This is a genomic window from Streptomyces capitiformicae, assembly GCF_002214185.1.
Classification (GTDB): Bacteria; Actinomycetota; Actinomycetes; order Streptomycetales; family Streptomycetaceae; genus Streptomyces; species Streptomyces capitiformicae.
The window spans coordinates 9,581,718-9,600,293 of record NZ_CP022161.1; the positions used below are offsets into that span (position 1 = coordinate 9,581,718).

Annotated in this window: 11 protein-coding genes and 1 pseudogene; 7 read left to right on the forward strand and 5 right to left on the reverse strand. The window is 68.6% G+C overall.

The genetic code is table 11. The features are described from left to right. Window positions 1–51 precede the first annotated feature (51 nt). The 4 genes from CES90_RS43025 (at window position 52) to CES90_RS50690 (ending at window position 4,805) form a co-directional block, all read left to right on the forward strand. Window positions 52–1,518, forward strand: a complete 1,467-nt coding sequence (locus tag CES90_RS43025; protein ID WP_189788447.1) for a sodium:solute symporter — start codon at window positions 52–54, stop codon at window positions 1,516–1,518. A 75-nt stretch (window positions 1,519–1,593) separates the two neighbouring features. Next, window positions 1,594–2,577: an agmatinase gene (speB, locus tag CES90_RS43030; RefSeq protein ID WP_189788446.1), complete on the forward strand. Its 984-nt coding sequence runs from the start codon at window positions 1,594–1,596 to the stop codon at window positions 2,575–2,577. Next, complete coding sequence (locus CES90_RS43035) at window positions 2,574–4,259, forward strand: thiamine pyrophosphate-binding protein (RefSeq protein WP_189788445.1); 1,686 nt, start codon at window positions 2,574–2,576, stop codon at window positions 4,257–4,259. Before speB ends, CES90_RS43035 begins: the two co-directional genes overlap by 4 nt. Before the next feature lie 276 nt (window positions 4,260–4,535). Next, window positions 4,536–4,805 (forward strand): AAA family ATPase, encoded by a 270-nt coding sequence (locus CES90_RS50690; RefSeq protein ID WP_229914504.1) that lies wholly within the window; start codon window positions 4,536–4,538, stop codon window positions 4,803–4,805. Window positions 4,806–5,049: 244 nt separating this feature from the next. Here CES90_RS50690 and CES90_RS43045 read toward each other — a convergent pair whose 3' ends face one another. The 3 genes from CES90_RS43045 to CES90_RS43055 all read right to left on the reverse strand — a co-directional run bounded on the left by CES90_RS43045 (window position 5,050) and on the right by CES90_RS43055 (window position 6,456). Then, window positions 5,050–5,820: a calcium-binding protein gene (locus tag CES90_RS43045; RefSeq protein WP_229914503.1), complete on the reverse strand. Its 771-nt coding sequence runs from the start codon at window positions 5,818–5,820 to the stop codon at window positions 5,050–5,052. 183 nt (window positions 5,821–6,003) lie between these two features. Continuing rightward, complete coding sequence (locus tag CES90_RS43050; RefSeq protein ID WP_232791371.1) at window positions 6,004–6,222, reverse strand: hypothetical protein; 219 nt, start codon at window positions 6,220–6,222, stop codon at window positions 6,004–6,006. Window positions 6,223–6,258: 36 nt separating this feature from the next. Beyond that, window positions 6,259–6,456, reverse strand: coding sequence for a hypothetical protein (locus tag CES90_RS43055; RefSeq protein WP_189788443.1), 198 nt, complete (start codon window positions 6,454–6,456; stop codon window positions 6,259–6,261). Window positions 6,457–6,688: 232 nt separating this feature from the next. Between CES90_RS43055 and CES90_RS43060 the strand changes: the two genes are divergently transcribed. From CES90_RS43060 to CES90_RS43075, 3 genes are read left to right on the forward strand one after another with little or no spacing between them, the layout of a single operon-like run. Continuing rightward, window positions 6,689–9,592, forward strand: a complete 2,904-nt coding sequence (locus CES90_RS43060) for a LamG-like jellyroll fold domain-containing protein (protein WP_189788442.1) — start codon at window positions 6,689–6,691, stop codon at window positions 9,590–9,592. A gap of 51 nt (window positions 9,593–9,643) precedes the next feature. After that, entirely contained in the window at window positions 9,644–16,480 is a 6,837-nt protein-coding gene (locus CES90_RS43065; protein ID WP_232791372.1) for a polymorphic toxin-type HINT domain-containing protein, read from the forward strand. Continuing rightward, window positions 16,480–16,989: an SUKH-3 domain-containing protein gene (locus tag CES90_RS43075; protein ID WP_189788441.1), complete on the forward strand. Its 510-nt coding sequence runs from the start codon at window positions 16,480–16,482 to the stop codon at window positions 16,987–16,989. The genes CES90_RS43065 and CES90_RS43075 overlap by 1 nt, the downstream gene beginning before the upstream one ends. A 113-nt stretch (window positions 16,990–17,102) precedes the next feature. Here CES90_RS43075 and CES90_RS43080 read toward each other — a convergent pair. Then, window positions 17,103–18,348, reverse strand: a pseudogene (locus CES90_RS43080) (tyrosine-type recombinase/integrase). Next, on the reverse strand, window positions 18,348–18,539 hold the full coding sequence (locus CES90_RS43085) for a helix-turn-helix domain-containing protein (protein WP_189788440.1): 192 nt from the start codon (window positions 18,537–18,539) through the stop codon (window positions 18,348–18,350). The pseudogene CES90_RS43080 and the gene CES90_RS43085 overlap by 1 nt, the downstream one beginning before the upstream one ends. Window positions 18,540–18,576: the final 37 nt, after the last annotated feature.

Sequence of the window (18,576 nt, forward strand, 5' to 3'; positions counted from 1 at the left end):
GAGGTTCGTCACCCGCCGGCGAATCGAGTGACCTCGACTGAGGGAGGGCCTATGGCCGTCGACTACACCGTGATCGTCGTCTATCTCGTCGGAATGCTGGCCATGGGGTGGTGGGGTATGCGCCGGGCGCGGTCGAAGAGCGAGTTCCTGGTCGCCGGGCGCCGGCTCGGCCCGGCCATGTACTCCGGGACCATGGCCGCCATCGTCCTCGGCGGCGCCTCCACCATCGGCGGCGTGGGCCTCGGCTACCAGTACGGCCTCTCCGGCGCCTGGATGGTCTTCACCATCGGCCTGGGGCTGCTCGCCCTCTCCGTCTTCTTCTCCGCCCGCATCGCCCGCCTGAAGGTCTACACCGTCTCCGAGATGCTCGACCTCCGCTACGGCGGCCGCGCCGGCGTCATCTCCGGCGTCGTCATGTGGGCGTACACCCTGATGCTCGCCGTCACGTCCACCATCGCGTACGCCACGATCTTCGACGTCCTGTTCGACATGAACCGCACCCTCGCGATCGTCCTCGGCGGCTCGATCGTCGTCGCGTACTCGACGCTCGGCGGCATGTGGTCGATCACGCTGACGGACATGGTCCAGTTCGTGGTGAAGACGGTTGGCGTGCTGCTGCTTCTGCTCCCCATCGCCGTCGTCAAGGCGGGCGGCTTCGGTGAGATGAGGGACTCCCTCCCCACCTCGTACTTCGACCCGCTGGGCATCGGCGGCGAGACGATCTTCACCTACGTCCTGATCTATACGTTCGGCATGCTCATCGGGCAGGACATCTGGCAGCGCGTCTTCACGGCCCGCAGCGACCGGACGGCCAAGTGGGGCGGCACAGTCGCGGGCACCTACTGCCTCGCATACGCCCTCGCCGGTGCCGTCATCGGTACGGCGGCCAAGGTGCTCTTCCCGAACCTCGCCAACGCCGACGACGCCTTCGCGACCATCGTGAAGGAGGAACTCCCCATCGGCGTACGGGGGTTGGTGCTCGCTGCCGCCCTGGCCGCCGTGATGTCCACCTCCTCCGGCGCGCTCATCGCCTGCGCGACCGTCGCCAACAACGACATCTGGTCGAGGCTGCGGGGCGCCCTGCGCACCTCGGACGGGCAGGGGGAGCGGGACGAGGTCAAGGGCAACCGGGTCTTCATCCTGATCATGGGCATCGGCGTGATCTGTACGGCGATCGCACTGAACAACGTTGTCGAGGCGCTGACCGTCGCGTACAACCTCCTCGTCGGCGGTCTCCTCGTCCCGATCCTCGGCGGGCTGCTGTGGCGGCGCGGCACGGTCCACGGCGCGCTCGCCTCCGTCGTGGTCGGCGGCGTCGCGGTGATCGTCCTGATGGCGACGTACGGAATCCTCGCCAACGAACCCGTCTACTACGGCCTCCTGACCTCGCTGGCCGCGTACCTCGCCGTCTCCCTGGCCACCCCCGCGACCGACGCCGCCGTACTCGCCGCCTGGCGCGACCGGCTGGCCGGGCGGGCACCCGAACCCGCATCCGAGCCGGCCCCGGCTCCCCAGTAAAGTCGAAGAAGAAGTAGTACAAACAGCCTCATACGCGATGAAGCGGATGAGGCGCAGGAGAGAAGGCATCACCCCATGAGCAGCATCGAGACGCCCCGCGGCCCCGTCGACTCCTCCCGTGTCCCGAGGTACGCCGGGCCCGCGACCTTCGCCCGGCTGCCGCGCCTCGACGAGGTGGGCGGGCGGACCGAAGTCGCGGTCGTGGGAGTGCCGTTCGACAGCGGTGTCTCGTACCGGCCGGGCGCCCGCTTCGGCGGCAACGCGATCCGCGAGGCGTCCCGGCTGCTGCGCCCCTACAACCCGGCCCAGGACGCCTCGCCGTTCGCGCTGGCGCAGGTCGCGGACGGCGGTGACATCGCGGTGAACCCGTTCAACATCAACGAGGCCGTGGAGACCGTCGAGGCGGCGGCGGACGAGCTGCTGGAGACGGGCGCGCGCCTGATGACCCTGGGCGGCGACCACACCATCGCCCTCCCGCTGCTGCGCTCGGTCGCCAAGAAGCACGGCCCGGTGGCGCTGCTGCACTTCGACGCCCACCTCGACACCTGGGACACGTACTTCGACGCCGAGTACACGCACGGGACCCCGTTCCGGCGTGCGGTGGAGGAGGGGATCCTGGACACGGAGGCGCTCTCGCACGTGGGCATACGAGGCCCCCTGTACGGCAAGCGGGACCTGGACGACGACGCCAAGCTGGGCTTCGGCATCGTCACGTCGGCGGACGTCATGCGGCGCGGCGTGGACGAGGTCGCCGACCAGCTGCGGCAGCGCATCGGTGACCGCCCGCTCTACATCTCCATCGACATCGACTGCCTCGACCCCGCCCACGCGCCGGGTACCGGGACGCCCGAGGCCGGCGGCATGACCTCCCGCGAGCTGCTGGAGATCCTGCGGGGCCTGGCCTCCTGCAACCTGGTCTCCGCCGATGTCGTCGAGGTGGCGCCCGCGTACGATCACGCCGAGATCACCGCGGTGGCCGCGTCGCACACGGCGTACGAGCTGACCACCATCATGTCCCGCCAGATCGCGGCGGCCCGGAAGGACTCGGAAGCGAAGTGACCCACGACCACGACCTGGTGCTCCGCCCGACGGAGGCACAGACATCGGCTGCCCTGAACCCGCCCCCCGGGCGCAACGGCGGTGACCTGGTCGTGGAGACGCTGGCCGGGCTCGGCGCGACGACGGTGTTCGGGCTGCCCGGCCAGCACGCGCTCGGCATGTTCGACGCGCTGCGCCGCAGCGATCTGCGCTACATCGGCCTGCGGGTCGAGAACAACGCGGGATTCGCGGCGGACGCGTACGGCCGGATCACGGGTGAGGCGGCGCCGCTGCTGCTGTCGACGGGGCCGGGCGCGCTGACGTCGCTCGCCGCGCTCCAGGAGGCGGCCGCGGCCTCCGCCCCCGTCCTCGCCATCGGCAGCCAGATCCCGGTGGCGGGGCTGGGCGGCGGCCGCCACGGCTATCTGCACGAACTCCCGGACCAGGCAGCCTCGTTCAGGGGCGTGGTGAAGTCGGTCCACACCGTGCGTACCCAGTCCCAGATCCCCTCCGCGATCGCCGCCGCTTGGCAGTCGGCGCTGACCGCCCCGCACGGGCCGGTGTGGGTGGAGATCCCGCAGGACGTGCTGCTGGCCGAGACGTCCATCCCCGTGGTGACGGGTGGCGACGCCTTCCCCGAGGAGCTGCCCCCGCGCCCCGAACTGACGGCCGTGGCGGCCGACCTGCTCACGAAGGCCGCCCGGCCCGCGATCATCGCGGGCGGCGGGGTCGTACGGGCGGACGCGTCCGGCAAGCTGCGGCAGCTGGCGGAGCGGCTGTCGGCGCCGGTCGTCACCACCTTCGGCGGCAAGGGCGCGTTCCCGTGGACGCATCCGCTGTCTCTCCAGTCCTGGCTGGAGGACCGGCACACCACCGACTTCCTGGAGGACGCGGACGTCCTGCTGGTGGTGGGGTCGGGGCTCGGCGAACTCTCCTCGAACTACCACACGTTCAAGCCCCGGGGCCGAGTGATCCAGATCGAGGCGGACCTGGGGAAGCTGGAGTCCAACCATCCGGCCCTCGGCATCCACGCGGACGCGCGGCTGGCGTTGCAGGCGCTGCTGGAGACGATCGAGGAACCCAGGGAGGACGAGTCGGCGCCGGAGCGCGTGCGGGGCGTGCTCGCGCAGGTTCGTGAGCGTATCGATGGGCAACAACTCACCCTGGAGCAGGACCTGTTGGCGTCGATCCGGCGGGCCCTGCCGTCCCGGGCGCCCTCCTTCTGGGACATGACGATCCTGGCGTACTGGGCCTGGTCGGCCTTTGACGCCAGGTTCCCCAACACCATGCACTCGGCCCAGGGTTCGGGCGGCCTCGGCTACGCCTTCCCGGCGGCCCTCGGCGCGGCGGCCGCCGACCCGACGCAGCCGGTGCTGGCCGTCTCGGGCGACGGCGGCGCCCTGTACTCGATCGCCGAGCTGGCCACGGCCCGGCAGTACGGCCTCGACGTCACCTGGCTGATCGTCGACGACGGCGGCTACGGGATCCTGCGCGAGTACATGACGGAGGCATTCGGGGAGACGACCGGTACGGAGCTGTCTCGACCGGACTTCGTCGCCCTGGCGGAGTCGTTCGGCGTACCGGGGGTACGAACGACCCCCGAGACGCTCGCCGACGACCTGGCGAAGGCGCTGGCCGCGCCGGGACCTTCGGTGGTCGTCCTCCCGGCGCGGCTGCGGATGTTCGCGCCGACGCACCTGTAGGGCTAACCAGGGGTTCCTCCAAGACGATCACCCGTTCGGTGACGCCCGGCATGTGGCGGAGGGTATGTTCCCGGAGGCCAGCGCCTCTCTGATCAGGTCACTGTCAGTCCCGGCGGCTAGTGTGAGCTTGGAAAGGAGGACAGCGTGCTGTTGAGATTCCGTGTCGCGAACGTACGGTCCCTGCGAGACGAGCAGGAGCTGTCCTTCGTCGCACCCGAGGACGGGACGGGGCTGCGGCCCGGGTAGTGGAACTGGCAGGCGGGTCGGTCCGTCGGTGTGCTCCCGCTGATCGGCATCTTCGGTGCAAACGCGTCGGGCAAGTCCAACGTCCTGGCCGCGCTGGTCGACATGCGCTCCGCCGTCATCAACTCCTACGCCCGCTGGGCATCGTACGACGGAATTCCGCGCTCCGTGTTCGCGCTGGACCCCACGCGTGAGAGCGAGCCGAGCTTCTTCGAGGTCGATCTCGTCATGGACGGCGTGCGCTGGACGTATGGCTTCGAGCTCAGCCGGACTCGGGTCGAGGCCGAATGGCTGCACAGCTAACCGCGAGGCCACCGTCAGGTGTGGCTCGACCGGGACGCCTCGCGGGGCGAGGCGTACGAATGGCCGGGGAGCCGGATCAAGGACCGTGCGCAGCTGGTGCGGCGCACTCGGTCGAACGCGCTGCTGCTTTCCACGGCGGGGACGGACAACCATCCGCAGCTGTCTCCGCCCTTTCACTGGTTCTGCCGCAATCTCTGGCTGATCAACCCTGAGGAGCAGCGCACGCAGAGGGAGAGTGAAACAACTAGCGCACGTCGATGAAGTCGCTGCCAGATGTGACGGTGGCCGTGGTTCCGGTGCCGCCGAAGACGAAGCGGTAGTAACCGTCGGAGGTGGCGGTGGTCGTGGCCTTGACCGCTCCACCGGTGCCGGTCTTCACGGTCTTGAGGGTGGTGAAGGTGCTGCTGCCCTTCTTGCGGAACTGCAGCTTCACCGACTGGCCTTTGAAACCGGCGTACTTGTGAGTTTTCCAGTCGGCGCGTGTCAGGGCGCCTTTGACCGTGACGGTCTTCCCCTTCTTCACGGGCTCGGGCGCGGCGTCGGCGGTGAGCCGGGCGGCGCGGAGTACCTTGAAGGTGTACTTGCCGCTGGTGCTGTAGGTGGCGTCCCACGCGTCGACGTGGAGCTGGATCGTCCAGGTGCCCGCCGGGCTGTTGCCCTGGTAGAAGAGCGTGACCGGATCCAGGGTGTAGGTGTCGGAGCAGGTCGTCGTCGGTTTGGTCCTGGGGGAGCAGTCCAGCTGGTAGTGGTCCGAGTCCAGGTAGGCGTACGAGCCGTAGAGGTAGGCGGCGGCCCTGTAGACGCCGGAGGCGTGGGTGGCGGTGACGGCGATCGGGAACTTCACGGGGGCCTTGGTGCCGACGACCACGGGCTTGCCGCCGTTGACGACGACGCTGTTGATGGTGATGTCGTCGGCGTCGGGCGCGGCGTGCGCGGCCGGGGCGGCGGTGAGCGCGGCTCCCGCCAGGGTGCAGGACAGGGCGACGGTGACGACGCGTCTGGTATGGCTGGTCAAGTGGACCTCCGGAAAGGCTTGTTGAACACCTTGTTCGGCGCATCGTACAGGTGTGTGGTGCTTTCGGCTGTGGCTGATCCCTGCGTTCAGTCGCCGTCGAAGCCGCCCGAGTCCGCGTCGGCGTCGTCTCCGCCGCCCAGCCTGACCCGCTCGGTGGACCGGCCGCCTCGCGGAGCTGTGTCCTCACTTCATGAGGGCCGTCCCCGGGCAGAACGCGGCGGCCCACACCGGGCGTTCCGTGTCCACGTCGAAGTTGGCCAGCAAGGCCGCGCCCGGGAGCACGCCGAAGATCCAGGAGCCGCAGGCGGTGATGATCGTCATGCCGTGGTGGCCCTTGGAGAACTCGGTGACATCCCGTGGCGTCGCCGCCCGTCCCGGCCACGCCACCGGCACCAGCGCCACCGACTGACAGCCCAGGCAGGCCAGTTGCAGGATGACCTATCCCTCGAACGTCATCGGCCGTGACCAGAAGTACACGAGCCCCGCGACGGCGCAGGGCAGCACCGCGGCATTACCGAGGAACATCAGCCCTCGGCGGGAGGTCACAAGGTCGGCCGACGCCTCGATCACGTCGTCCCAGAACCACTTCCAGCGCTCCACTCGCACGCTGAACGAAACCTTGGAACGCTTGCTCATGCGCCGCCCCCGTTGTCGCCGCCCGTCCTCGCTCCACTGCCGCCATGCCCATGTGTGATGTACATCACGCACCGGACGGAAGGGTTCCGCCGATTAATCGGCAGTGTGTCCGAATTAATCAGGCTTCCTGAGTCTCCCCTGCCACTTTAGATTTCAATCGACCACGGCTGCCTCACAGGTTCGCCACGCAAACTTCATAACGGGCTCCGGGGGAGCCCAAGGGGGAACGGGCATGACCACCCGTTGGAACCGGCGGCCGCGTGCTGCCCGAAGACTCGGCGTGCTGCTCGGCACGGCCGTCGTACTCACCGGAACACCAGCCCTCGCGACACCCGTAGTCGCAGGCGCACAGCCCACGACCGCAGCCACGACAGCAACCACGACCACGGCCGCCGAGCAGGCCGAGGCCTCCGCCTTCGCCCGTGCCGCCGCCACCGGTGAGCCCGTGGAGATCGTCGGCCTGCGGACCGAGGACGAACTCGTCCACGCCAACCCGGACGGCTCGCTGACCAGTGAGACGAGTGTCCAGCCGCAGCGCGTGAGGCGGCCCGACGGCAGCTGGGAGAAGGCCGACGCCACCCTCGAACGCCGCCCGGACGGCACGGTCGGCCCCAAGGCAGCCGTCGTCGACCTGGCCTTCGCGGCGGGAGGCTCGTCCGACTTCGTCACGCTCGGCGAGGACGGCAAGTCCTTCACGCTGCGCTGGCCGACCCCGCTGCCGGAGCCGGTACTCAGCGGGGACACCGCTGAGTACCGGGAGGTGCTGCCCGGCGTGGACCTGCTGGCCACCGCCTCGGTCACGGGCTACTCGTATGTCCTGGAGGTGAAGACGGCGGAGGCGGCCCGCGATCCGCGGCTGGCTGAACTGCGGTTGCCCGTACGGTCGGAGGGTCTGGACCTCGGCACCGGCCCGACCGGTGGCCTCCAGGCGGTGGACGCCTCCGGCGAGCGTGTCTTCGGCGGCCAGGCACCCAAGATGTGGGACTCGTCCGCCACCGGGCTCCCCGCCGACGCCGTCCCCGCCTCGGGCACCGACACGCGCGCCCAGGAGGCACCCGGCGCCGCCGCCAAGGTCGCCGACATGACCCTCGATGTCTCCGCGTCCGCCGTCACCGTCGAGCCCGACCGCGCCCTGCTCACCGCCGCCGACACCGACTTCCCGGTCTACATCGACCCCGAGGCCGGTATGTCGAAGAGCGAGTGGCTGTATGTGTCCAGCTCGCATCCGAGTACCGAGTACCACAAGTTCAAGAAGGACGAGGGTGTCGGCCGCTGCTCGGCCAAGACCATCGGCGGCATCTACTACGTGTGCAGCAACTCGCCGTACACGAACCGGATGTATTTCCAGTTCTCCACCAAGGGCTGGAAGAACCGGACGATCTCCAAGGCGGTCTTCCAGGTCTACGAGACCTTCTCCTTCTCCTGCACCAAGAGCACGGTCAACCTGCACATGGTCGCCGAGGGCGGTGTCGACTCCGCTACGAACTGGAACAACAAGCCCAAGGACGGCGACCTGATGGTCGACAGGACCGTCGCGTACGGGCGGGGCGACAGCTGCAGTCCGGACGCCCCGCCCAGTTGGGTGCACTTCGCGGACAACGCCGAGGAGTCCAACGAGAACCTCACCTCCTCGGTCCGCAAGAAGGCCGCCGGTGAGGATCCCATCGCGTTCTCGCTGCGGGCCGCCGACGAGGGCGACCCGAACTCCTGGAAGCGGTTCCGGGGTGAGGACGCCAAGCTCGTCGTCACGTACAACACCCGTCCGAACAAGCCCACCGGGGAGAAGCTGAGCAACCCGGAGGAGAAGACCTGCACCACCGACAACACCAAGCGCCCCTGGATCCGTGACGCGACGCCGACCATGTCCGTCACCGGCACGGACGCCGACTCGTACACCGACGGCACAGGCCAGAACCTCACCGCGACCTTCCGGGTGTGGGACCAGGTCGACGGCCGGCCGATGGTCTACGAGGGCAAGGACGGACCGCAGAACGAGGGCGTGTTCGAGGAGAACATCCCCGTCAGGGAGCTCGCCCATGGCCACGGCTACAAGTGGCACGCCCAGACCTACGACGGCTCCACCGGCAAGCTCAAGAACTCCGGGTACTCCGAGTGGTCCGACTGGTGCGAGTTCGTGGTGGACGTGAAGGCGCCCGACACCAAGCCGCACGTCGCGCCCGTGGCGAGCGAGGCCGACCTGCCGGTGGGCGGCAAGCGGCACTTCACCCTCTCCGCGAACGGCAACGCGGACCCGGTCTTCAAGAACGACGTCGAGTTCTACGAGTGGGACCTCGGCAACGACACCCCTACACGCAAGGCCACCCCGACCGCCCTCGGCGGCAACGCCACCATCGAGGTGCCGACCAGCACCTTCGGCCCGAACGTGCTCTACGTCCGCAGTGTCGACCGGGCCGGCAACCGGGGCCCGCTGGAGAAGTACTTCTTCACCGTCGACCGGGCCTGCGCAGACGCGCTCGCCGACACCTGCGCCGCCGCCGTGTACGGCCTGGACCAGACCTCCGGCACCACGGCCCCCGACACCTCGGGCCACAACAGGACGCTGACCGTGAAGGGCGCCGACTGGGTCGCGGGCCATGGCGCCGCGAGCGCCCCGGCCGACAAGGCGCTGCGCTTCAACGGCACCACCGACCACGCCACCGCCGTGTCCGCGGTCCACACCGGTCAGGCGTTCACCGTCTCGGCGTGGGTGCGTCCCACGTCGCTGGCGAAGAACATCTCGGTGGTCAGCCAGGCGGGCAGCCAGGGCAGCGGTTTCAACCTCTACTACTCGACCGCCTACAAGCGCTGGATTTTCGGCCGCCACGTCTCCGACAAGGCGGGCTCCGACCTCGTCCGGGCCATGGCCGCCGGCGAGCGGCCCGCGACCGTCAACAAGTGGGTCCACCTCGCCGCAACCTACGACCCGGTGGCGCGGAAGTTCACGCTCTTCGTCGACGGTGAGGAGCAGGGCAGCGCCACCGTCACCGATGTCTGGAACGCCTCCAAGGGCCTCAACATCGGCCGCGCCCAGTACGGCGGCGACTGGTCCGATCCGTTCGCGGGTGACATCGACGACGTACGACTCGTCCCCGGCCTGCTGTCCGGCACTGAGATCTTCCGGCTCGCCAACAACTGACGGCTCCTGACCAGAGCGTCACTTCCCACATCCCATAGAGGGGGAGCGCGCGTGCGCGCATCACGCAGACATAAGGCAAACAACTGGGCGAGAGCCCTGTCCGTCACACTCACCTCCGCCCTGACCATCACCCTGCTCCAGGGCACCCCGGCCCTCGGCGACGACCCCGACGAGGCCCGGGAGAAGCGGCGCCCCAAGACCCAGGAGGTCGCCTCGACGCCGGTGGTCGAGCAGGACGGCCAGGCCGCCCCGCTCAAGCACACCAAGGGGTACGGCAAACCGCTTGACCTCAAGGCCACCTGGCCGAAGGCGGGCAGCGCGACCGTCGACCTGGCGGGCTCCAAGAAGCGCAGCGCGCTCGCTGGCAGCAAGGCGGGTTCGCTCCCGGTCCGGGTCGGCCCGCCCAAGGGCATGACCCGGTCCGTGATGGCGGCCGCGACACCCACCCGCGCCAAGGTCGAGGTCCTCAGCCACGCCGCGGCGCAGAAGGCCGGTATCGACGGCCTTCTGCTCAAGGTGACCCGCGCCGACAGCGGCACCACGAACGGCAAGGTGTCCGTCGAGGCCGATTACGCGGCCTTCGCCCAGGCCTACGGCGGCGACTGGGCCCAGCGGCTGCGCCTGGTCGAACTCCCCGCCTGTGCGCTGACCACGCCCAAGGCGCCCAAGTGCCAGACGGTCACTCCACTGAAGACCGACAACGACGTCCGCGGGCAGAAGCTCACGGCCGACGTGGCGGCGCTGTCCGCCGCGAAGGCGCCGCTGCTCGCTGCTGCGGCGGGCCCGGCGGGCGGTTCGGGGTCGTACACGGCGACCTCCCTTGCCCCGTCCGCGTCCTGGCAGGTCGCGGGCCAGACCGGTGGCTTCACCTGGCAGTACCCGCTGCGTGTCCCGCCGGCCGTCGCCGGGCCTTCCCCGCAGCTGGGTCTCGGCTACAACTCGGCTTCCACGGACGGTCGTACGGCGTCCAGCAACAACCAGACCTCCTGGGTCGGTGAGGGCTTCGACCTGAGCGCCGGTTACATCGAGCGCTCGTACCGCTCGTGCACGGAGGACGGTCACGACGAGGCCGGGTCGCAGAAGTACGACCTGTGCTGGCATTCCGACAACGCCACCATGAACTTCGGCGGCCGGGCCGGTGAGCTGGTCAAGAAGGGCAAGGACGAGTGGCGTCTGAAGCAGGACGACGGCACTCGTATCGAGCGTAAGTACGACGGCTTCAACTCGGACAACAACGACGAGTACTGGGTCGTCACCACCACTGACGGTACCCGCTACCACTTCGGCAAGGGCAAGCGCGAGTCGGAGGCCGCCGACACCGAGAACACCGGTGCCACCTTCGAGGTCCCGGTCTTCGGTGACGACAAGGACGAGCCCTGCCACGCGGACACCTTCAAGGGCTCGCGCTGCCAGCAGGCCTGGCGCTGGAACCTCGACTACGTCGTCGACGTGCACGGCAACTCGATGACGTACTACTACGGCACCGAGACCAACAAGTACGACAGCGTGCGCGGCGACAAGGTCGTCTCCTACGACCGCGGCGGCTGGCTCAAGCGGATCGAGTACGGCGAGCGCGAGGGCAAGGAGAACACCACCGCCGCGCCCTCGCAGGTCGTCTTCGACGTCGCCGAGCGCTGCACGGGTGCCGCTGCGGACTGTCAGCCGGGCGACCTGAAGGAGTCCACCGCCAAGCGCTGGCCGGACGTGCCGTTCGAGCAGATCTGCACCTCCGACACCGAGTGCAAGGACCAGTGGTCCCCGACCTTCTTCTCCCGCAAGCGGCTGGCGAAGGTCACCACGCAGGTTCTGGGGTCCGACGGCAAGACGTACGGGGACGTCGACGAGTGGGACCTGGCGCACAAGTACCAGAGCGCCGACACCACCCACGCCCCGGCCATGTGGCTGGAGTCGGTCACCCACTCTGGCAAGGACGGCGCCAACAAGCTGCCGAAGGTCACCTTCTACGAGCGGCAGGACGCCAACCGGGTCCACTCCGACTCCCACGACCGTCTGCCGATGTACAAGTGGCGTATCCGGGCCATCCAGTCGGAGACGGGCGGCACGATCTCGGTCAACTACAAGCCGACCGAGTGCACCCCCTCCAATCTCCCTACCCCCGAGACGAACACCAAGCGGTGCATGCCGTCCTTCTGGTCGAAGGAGGGCACGATCGGGGAGAAGGAGGACTGGTTCCACAAGTTCGTCGTCGACACGGTGATCGAGGACGAGGTAACCGTCACCGGCCCCAACAAGATCACGTCGTACGACTACTCCGGGGCGGCCTGGGCCTTCGACGACAGCGAGCTGGTCAAGACCAAGAAGAAGACCTGGAACCAGTGGCGCGGCTACCGCACCGTCACCATGAAGACGGGTGAGGCGGGCAGCAAGCAGCTGCGCACCGAGACCACCTACCTCCAGGGCATGGACGGCGACCGGGAGAAGGAGTCCGGCGGCACGAAGTCCGTCACCGTCACCGCCTCCGACGGCACGAAGATCCGTGACGACGCGCGCCACCAGGGCTTCGTCGTGGAGCAGCGCAGCTTCAACGGCGACACGGAGATCACCGGTTCGGTGAGCACTCCGTGGAAGTCCGAGGCCACGGCGACGGAGGGCAACGACGAGGCGTCGTACGCGGCGGTCAAGGCCACGAAGACTCGTACGGCGTTGGACGGCGGCAAGGTCCGCCGCGCCGCCATCGAGCACTTCTACGACTCGTACGGCATGCTGGTGCGCTCCTCCGACTCCGGAGACCTGGCGGTCAAGGACGACGACACCTGCACGACGAACGAGTACAACCGCAACACGGACGCGAACCTGCTCACGCTGCTGAAGCGGGTCACGGTCGTCCCGGTCAACTGCGATGAAGGAGCGCCGACGTCCTTCAAGGGCGAGGCGATCTCGGACGTCCGGACTTGGTACGACGACCGCGACACGTACGGCGCCACGCCCACCAAGGGTGACGTGGTGCGCAGCGAGAAGGTCAAGGGCTACACGGCCGACGGCACCCCGCAGTACGTGACGACCTCGACCGCCAGGTACGACGTCCACGGCCGTGTCGTGGAGTCCGCCGACCAGGCGGGCAACACGACGAAGACGACCTACACCCCGGCCACCGGCGGCCCGGTGACCGGCATGAAGGTCGAGGACCCCCTCGGCAACACCACCACCTCCACGGTCGACCGCCGCTGGGGCCTGGTCACCTCCACGGTCGACCCCAACAAGCAGCGCACCGACCTGGAGTACGACGCCCTCGGCCGCCTGCTGAAGGTCTGGCTCCCCGGCCGCGCCAAGGCCTCGGACACGCCGAGCCTGGAGTACGCCTACCTGGTCCGCAACAACGACGCGGTGGTCACCACCACCAAGTCGCTGCTGCCCAACGGCTCGGTGGCCACCAGCCACCAGCTCTCCGACGGTCTCCTGCGCCCCCGCCAGACGCAGACCCCGGCGGCGAACTTGGGACGGGTCATCACGACCACCGAGTACGACAGCCGTGGCCTGGCGGTGAAGGAGATCGGCCCGTTCTACAACACGGCGGCCGTGGGCACGACGTTCGTGAACGTGAAGGACGCCTCCGAGGGGACGCCTCGGGAGACGGAGACGGTCTACGACGCGGCGGGCCGGGCGACGGACTCGATCTTCCGCGTCGCGGGCACCGAGAAGTGGCGCACGAAGACGGCGTACCACGGCGACCACACGACGGTCGACCCGCCGGCGGGCTCCACGCCGACCGCGTCGTACACCAACGCGCAGGGGCAGACGACCAAGGTCCTGGAGTTCAAGGCCAGTTCGCCGACCGGCGCGGCGGACACGACGTCGTACGACTACGACGCGGCGGGCCGTCTCACCGAGGTCAAGGACACGACCGGCAACCTCTGGTCGTACGACTACGACGTGCGGGGGCGGCAGACCAAGGCCGTCGACCCGGACGCGGGCACGACGTGGATGACGTACAACGACCTCGACCAGGTCAAGACGGTCCGCAACCAGCGGGAGATCACCCTCACCTTCAACTACGACAAGCTGGGCCGTCAGCGCTCGCTCTTCAACGGCGACAAGAAGCTGACGACCTGGGAATACGACAGCGCGACCGTGCCGAACGGCAAGGGGCGGCTGACCTCGGCCACCAAGTGGGTCGGGAACGACGGATACACCTCGTCGGTCGACGCCTACGACGTGGCGGGCCGCCCGACGAAGACCTCGGTGACGATCCCGGCCTCCGAGGGCAAACTGGCCGGCACCTACACCTCGACGGCGTCGTACAAGCCAGATGGCTCGATCGACGAGGTCGGCGTTCCGGCGGCCGGCGGTCTCCCGGCGGAGAAGATCACCACGGGCTACACGGCGACCGGTCTGGCGTCCTTCACCCTGGGCGACTCGACGGACTACGCCCGCGAGACCCGCTACTCCAACTACGGCGAGATGCTCCAGCTGACCCTGGGCACCGCCAGCGCGGACAAGTACACCTGGCTCACCAACACCTACGAGGAGGGCACCCGGCGCCTGGAGCGCGCCCGGATCGACCGGGAGATCGTCAAGACACCCGACTCCGACATCACCTACGGCTACGACGCCACCGGCAACATCCAGAAGATCGCGGACACGCCCGAGGGAAAGACCGCGGACGTCCAGTGCTTCACGTACGACTACCTGCGCCGCCTCACCGAGGCATGGACCCAGACCGCCAACGCCTGCGCGCCGAGCGCCGGTGAAGCGACCGTCGGCGGCCCGGCACCGTACCGGCACTCCTACACCTACGACGCTGCGGGCAACCGCACCAGCGAGGTCCGTCACGCCACCGGCACGACCGGCGACGCGGCGGTCACGCAGACGACGACGTATGTGCCGAACGGCACGGGGAAGCCTCACGCCCACGCTCTGAAGTCGGCGGAGGTCCGTACCGCGACGGCGGGCAAGGAAGTGACGGCGGCCCAGTCGTTCGCGTACGACGAGGCGGGCAACACCGTCCGTCGTACGAAGGCGGCGACGGACCTCTCCCCGGCGGTCGACCAGAAGCTGGAATGGGACGAGGAGGGCCGCCTGAGCGCGGTGACCCCGTACCTGTCCGGCGACAACCTGGACGAGGCGAACAAGACCTCGTACGTGTACGACGCTTCGGGCGGCCGCCTGCTCCGTAAGGAGAAGGGCGCGGTGACGCTGTACCTGGGCAGCCAGGAGATCCGCCTCGACACGGCCAAGAACTCCCTGTCCGGTACCCGTTACTACTCCCACGGCGGCCAGAAGATCGCGGTGCGGACGTCGGCCGGGGTGACCTGGCTGGTCGGCGGCCAGAACGGCACCGCCGAAATCGCGATCAAGGCGGCGGACTCGGCAATCACACAGCGCCGCACCCTCCCCTTCGGCCAGGTGCGCGGCGCCAAGCCGGCGGCGGATGTATGGCCCGGTGACAAGTCGTTCGTGGGCGGCACGGCGGACGCGGCGACGGGCCTGATCCAACTCGGCGCCCGTGCGTACGATCCGGCGTCCGGCCGTTTCGTCTCCGTCGACCCCGTTCTGAACGTCGGGGACCCGCAACACCTGAACGCCTACGCCTATGGCCGTAACAACCCGCTGGCCTTCCCGGACCCGACGGGCCTGTACTGGGGCGAGTCCTGGATCAGCCCGATCGGTCACGGCGCCCTGGACGTCGTGGGCCTGGTCCCCGGCTTCGGTGAGCCAGCCGACCTGCTCAACGGCCTGTGGTACACAGCCGAAGGCAACTACATCGACGCGGGCCTGGCCTACGCCTCGGCCATCCCGATCGCGGGATACGCGGCGAGTGCGGCGAAGGGCGCGCGGTACGTCAACAAAGCGGTGGACGCCGTCGACACGGCGACGGACGCCACCAAGGCGACCGAGAAGACCAAGGACGCGGTCGACGCCGCCGACAAGGTCACCCCGCCGGTCACCCCGAAGCCCAAGGAGAAGCCCGCCCCTGCGCCTCCGGCCAAGGCCAAGGAGGCACCCGAGGCCAAGAAGGGCGACTCCGGCGGCAAGAAGGGCGACGGGGCGGAGAAGAAGTCCGACACCGGTGGCGGGGGCGGCAAGGACGCCGACGCGCCCGCCCAGGGCGGCTCGTGCAAGGTGAACAACAGCTTCACCCCTGGCACGCTCGTCCTGATGGCCGACGGATCCACCAAGCCGATCGAGGACATCGAGACCGGCGACAAGGTCCTTGCCACGGACCCCGAGACCGGCGAGACGACCACGGAGACGGTCACCGCCGAGATCAAGGGCGAGGGTGTCAAGCACCTGGTGGAGATCACCGTCGACACGGACGGCGACACGGGCACGGCCACGGACACGATCACCGCGACCGACCGGCATCCCTTCTGGGTCCCCGAACTCGACGAGTGGGTCGACGCCACCGAGTTGAAGAACGGCCAGTGGCTGCGCACCAGCGCGGGCACGCTGGTTCAGATCACAGCGGTGGAGCGTTGGACCAGCGACTCGGCCACGGTCCACAACCTGACCGTCAGCGACGCCCACACGTACTATGTGCTGGCGGGCGGGACGCCGGTACTCGTACACAACTGCAACCTGGGTGACTATGCCGACAGTGTTCGCAACGAACCTGGGGTGAAGTTTGCCTCCGAGTACACATCTCCTTCAGGCGCGAAGTACTACGGCCGCAATAAGCACGGCCAGCAGGCGGAAGGGCCGTTGGCGGATGCGCTCGAACGGACAGGTCACCATGGAGGGTGCGCGGAGGTGCACTGTCTAATTCAGGCGCAGGCGGCGGAGGGGCCCGAGGCCATCAGGGGTGGAACCATGCAAACGGTAAGGACGCGGAATAACTCCATGCCGACATCGAATACGGATGGGCATGGTGAACCAGCTCACCCCTGCGGCCGTTGTGTCAGACTGCTGGAAGACCTGGAGATCAACTGATGTCCCTGATTCGCTTCGACTCGCTCAGCGAGGATCTGCTCGGGGCGCTTGTTGCGTCCGGATGGAGCGCAGGCAGGAAGGTCGACGCAGGTCAATGGGTGGAGCCGCTGGAGGGTGAAGGGTACCGGTCCCACCCATTGGCAGAGGAAATCCTCGCGGCGGTGGGAGGGCTCTCAATCGAGCCGGTCAATCGAGTCGGCCCGAACTTCAGTAATGACGAGCCTTACAATTTCGATCCTATCGCCGCTGGATCAGGGCAGCGTGATCTAGCAACAGAGGTGGAGAGTGTTCTCGGCGGGGACTATTTCCCCATCGGTGAATGGCTCAGTTATTCAAGTGTGTTCGTCGAAGCTGGGGGGAGGGTGGTTGCTGCTGGCATGGGTTGGATTTGGAAGCTTGGTTCCACCTTTGAAGACTCCCTAGAGTTGGCAGTCTGCGCGAATCGCCCACTGATCTGTCTGTACTCCGATCCGGGACTCGATCCTTGGCCAAGACCTGATTCTCGTTAGTGAATCTCGGCCGCGTAGAGCTTCGTCTAACGGGGCTTCTGGCCGGGTTGACGGCAGTAGTTGACGGCAACGGCGGCGGACACCTGGTGTCCGCCGCCGTTGCCGTACGTATGTCAGGGGTGGTCGAGGGCGCGGCCGAGGGAGTCGATGGCGTCTCGCTGGAGGCGGAGTCGTACGTGGGCGTAGACGGTGGCGGTGACGCCGATGTGGGCGTGGCCGAGGAGTTCCTTGATGACGACGAGTTCGACGCCCTGTTCCAGGAGCAGGGTGGCGGTCGAGTGCCTGAGGTCGTGGAAGCGGATGCGGCGGAGGCCAGCCTTGCAGAGGAGCGTAGTGAAGGTGCGGGTGAGGTTGGTCGGGTCGATCGGCCTGCCCTGCGGTGTGGTGAACACGTACCCGTTGTGCTGCCACTCGGTGCCTGCCGTGTGACGGTCCCGCTGCTGCTCCTCATGGTGGTGCTTCAGCGACTGGAGGCAGCGGGCGGGGAGGGCGATGCGGTGCTCGGAGGCCCGGGTCTTGGTGGGCAATGTGGTGAGTCCGCCTGTGCTGGTGCGCTGCAAGGTGCGGCGGACGGCAGCCGTGCCCCGGTCGAGGTCGAGGTCTTCCCAGCGGAGGCCGAGAAGTTCGCCTTTGCGGAGTCCGGTGTGGAGCGCGAGTTCGAACAGGGCATGGAGCCGGTGTCCACGCGCGGCTGTGAGGAACTGGCGGGCTTCGTCGGCGGTAAGGGGTTCGAAGCGCCGGGGCCGTGGCGTGCCGGTGCGGACGTTACGGGCCACGTTGCGAGGGATCTCCTCCTCGCGCACGGCGTGCTCCAGGGCGGACTTGAGCACGGAGTGGATGTAGGTCAGCGTCAGCGGAGAGAGCAGCTTGTGGCAGCACGATCCGACGGCGCAGCAACGGGGCTCATCACGCCCCGCATCGATGCCTCGCGCGCCGCACTGGCAGGTGGTGCGGAGCTGGTTGAGCCAGGTGCGGACGTCCTTGGCGGTGAGCTTGGTGAGCTTCTTCTTGCCGAGGCCGGGGATGAGGTACCGGTTGATGCAGGTGGTGTAGCGGGTGTGGGTGTTCTCGCGGAGGTGGTGTAGGGCGACGTTCTCCAGCCAGTACGTCAGTGTACGCGGCCAGGCTGCCCTGCGCGGAGGGGACGGGGAGGCCGCGGTTGCTGGCGGCGATCTTCTCGGTGAGCTTGGCCAGCGCTTCCTTGCGGGTGCTGCCGTAGACGCGGACACGCTTGCGAGTGCTGCCGGGGGCGAGGACGTATCCGGCGGCTTCCCAGCGGCGGTCCTTGCGCTGGTAGACGGTTCCGTCGCCGTTGGCGCGCACGCGGCGGGAGGCGGGGGTGTCTCGGGGTGTGGTCATCAGGCGGCGGCTTCCTGGTCGAGGCGGGCGTGGATGAAGTCGGTGAGGGCGTGGGCGGGGATGCGGCGGGCGCGGCCGAGGGTGAGGGAGGCGAGTTGCCGGGTGCGGAGGAGGTCGTAGACGGCGGTGCGGCCGAGTTGGAGGCGGGCCATGACCTGGGGGACGGTGAGGAGTTCGGTGCCGGCGGTCACGCGACGGCCCCCGCCCGGACAGCACTGGTCAGCCGAT

Coding starts and splice junctions, on each gene's coding strand:
- CES90_RS43025 (WP_189788447.1), top strand. CDS start 52: ATGGCCGTCGACTACACCGTGATCGTCGTCTATCTCGTCGGAATGCTG.
- speB (WP_189788446.1), top strand. CDS start 1,594: ATGAGCAGCATCGAGACGCCCCGCGGCCCCGTCGACTCCTCCCGTGTC.
- CES90_RS43055 (WP_189788443.1), bottom strand. CDS start 6,456: ATGAGCAAGCGTTCCAAGGTTTCGTTCAGCGTGCGAGTGGAGCGCTGG.
- CES90_RS43060 (WP_189788442.1), top strand. CDS start 6,689: ATGACCACCCGTTGGAACCGGCGGCCGCGTGCTGCCCGAAGACTCGGC.
- CES90_RS43075 (WP_189788441.1), top strand. CDS start 16,480: ATGTCCCTGATTCGCTTCGACTCGCTCAGCGAGGATCTGCTCGGGGCG.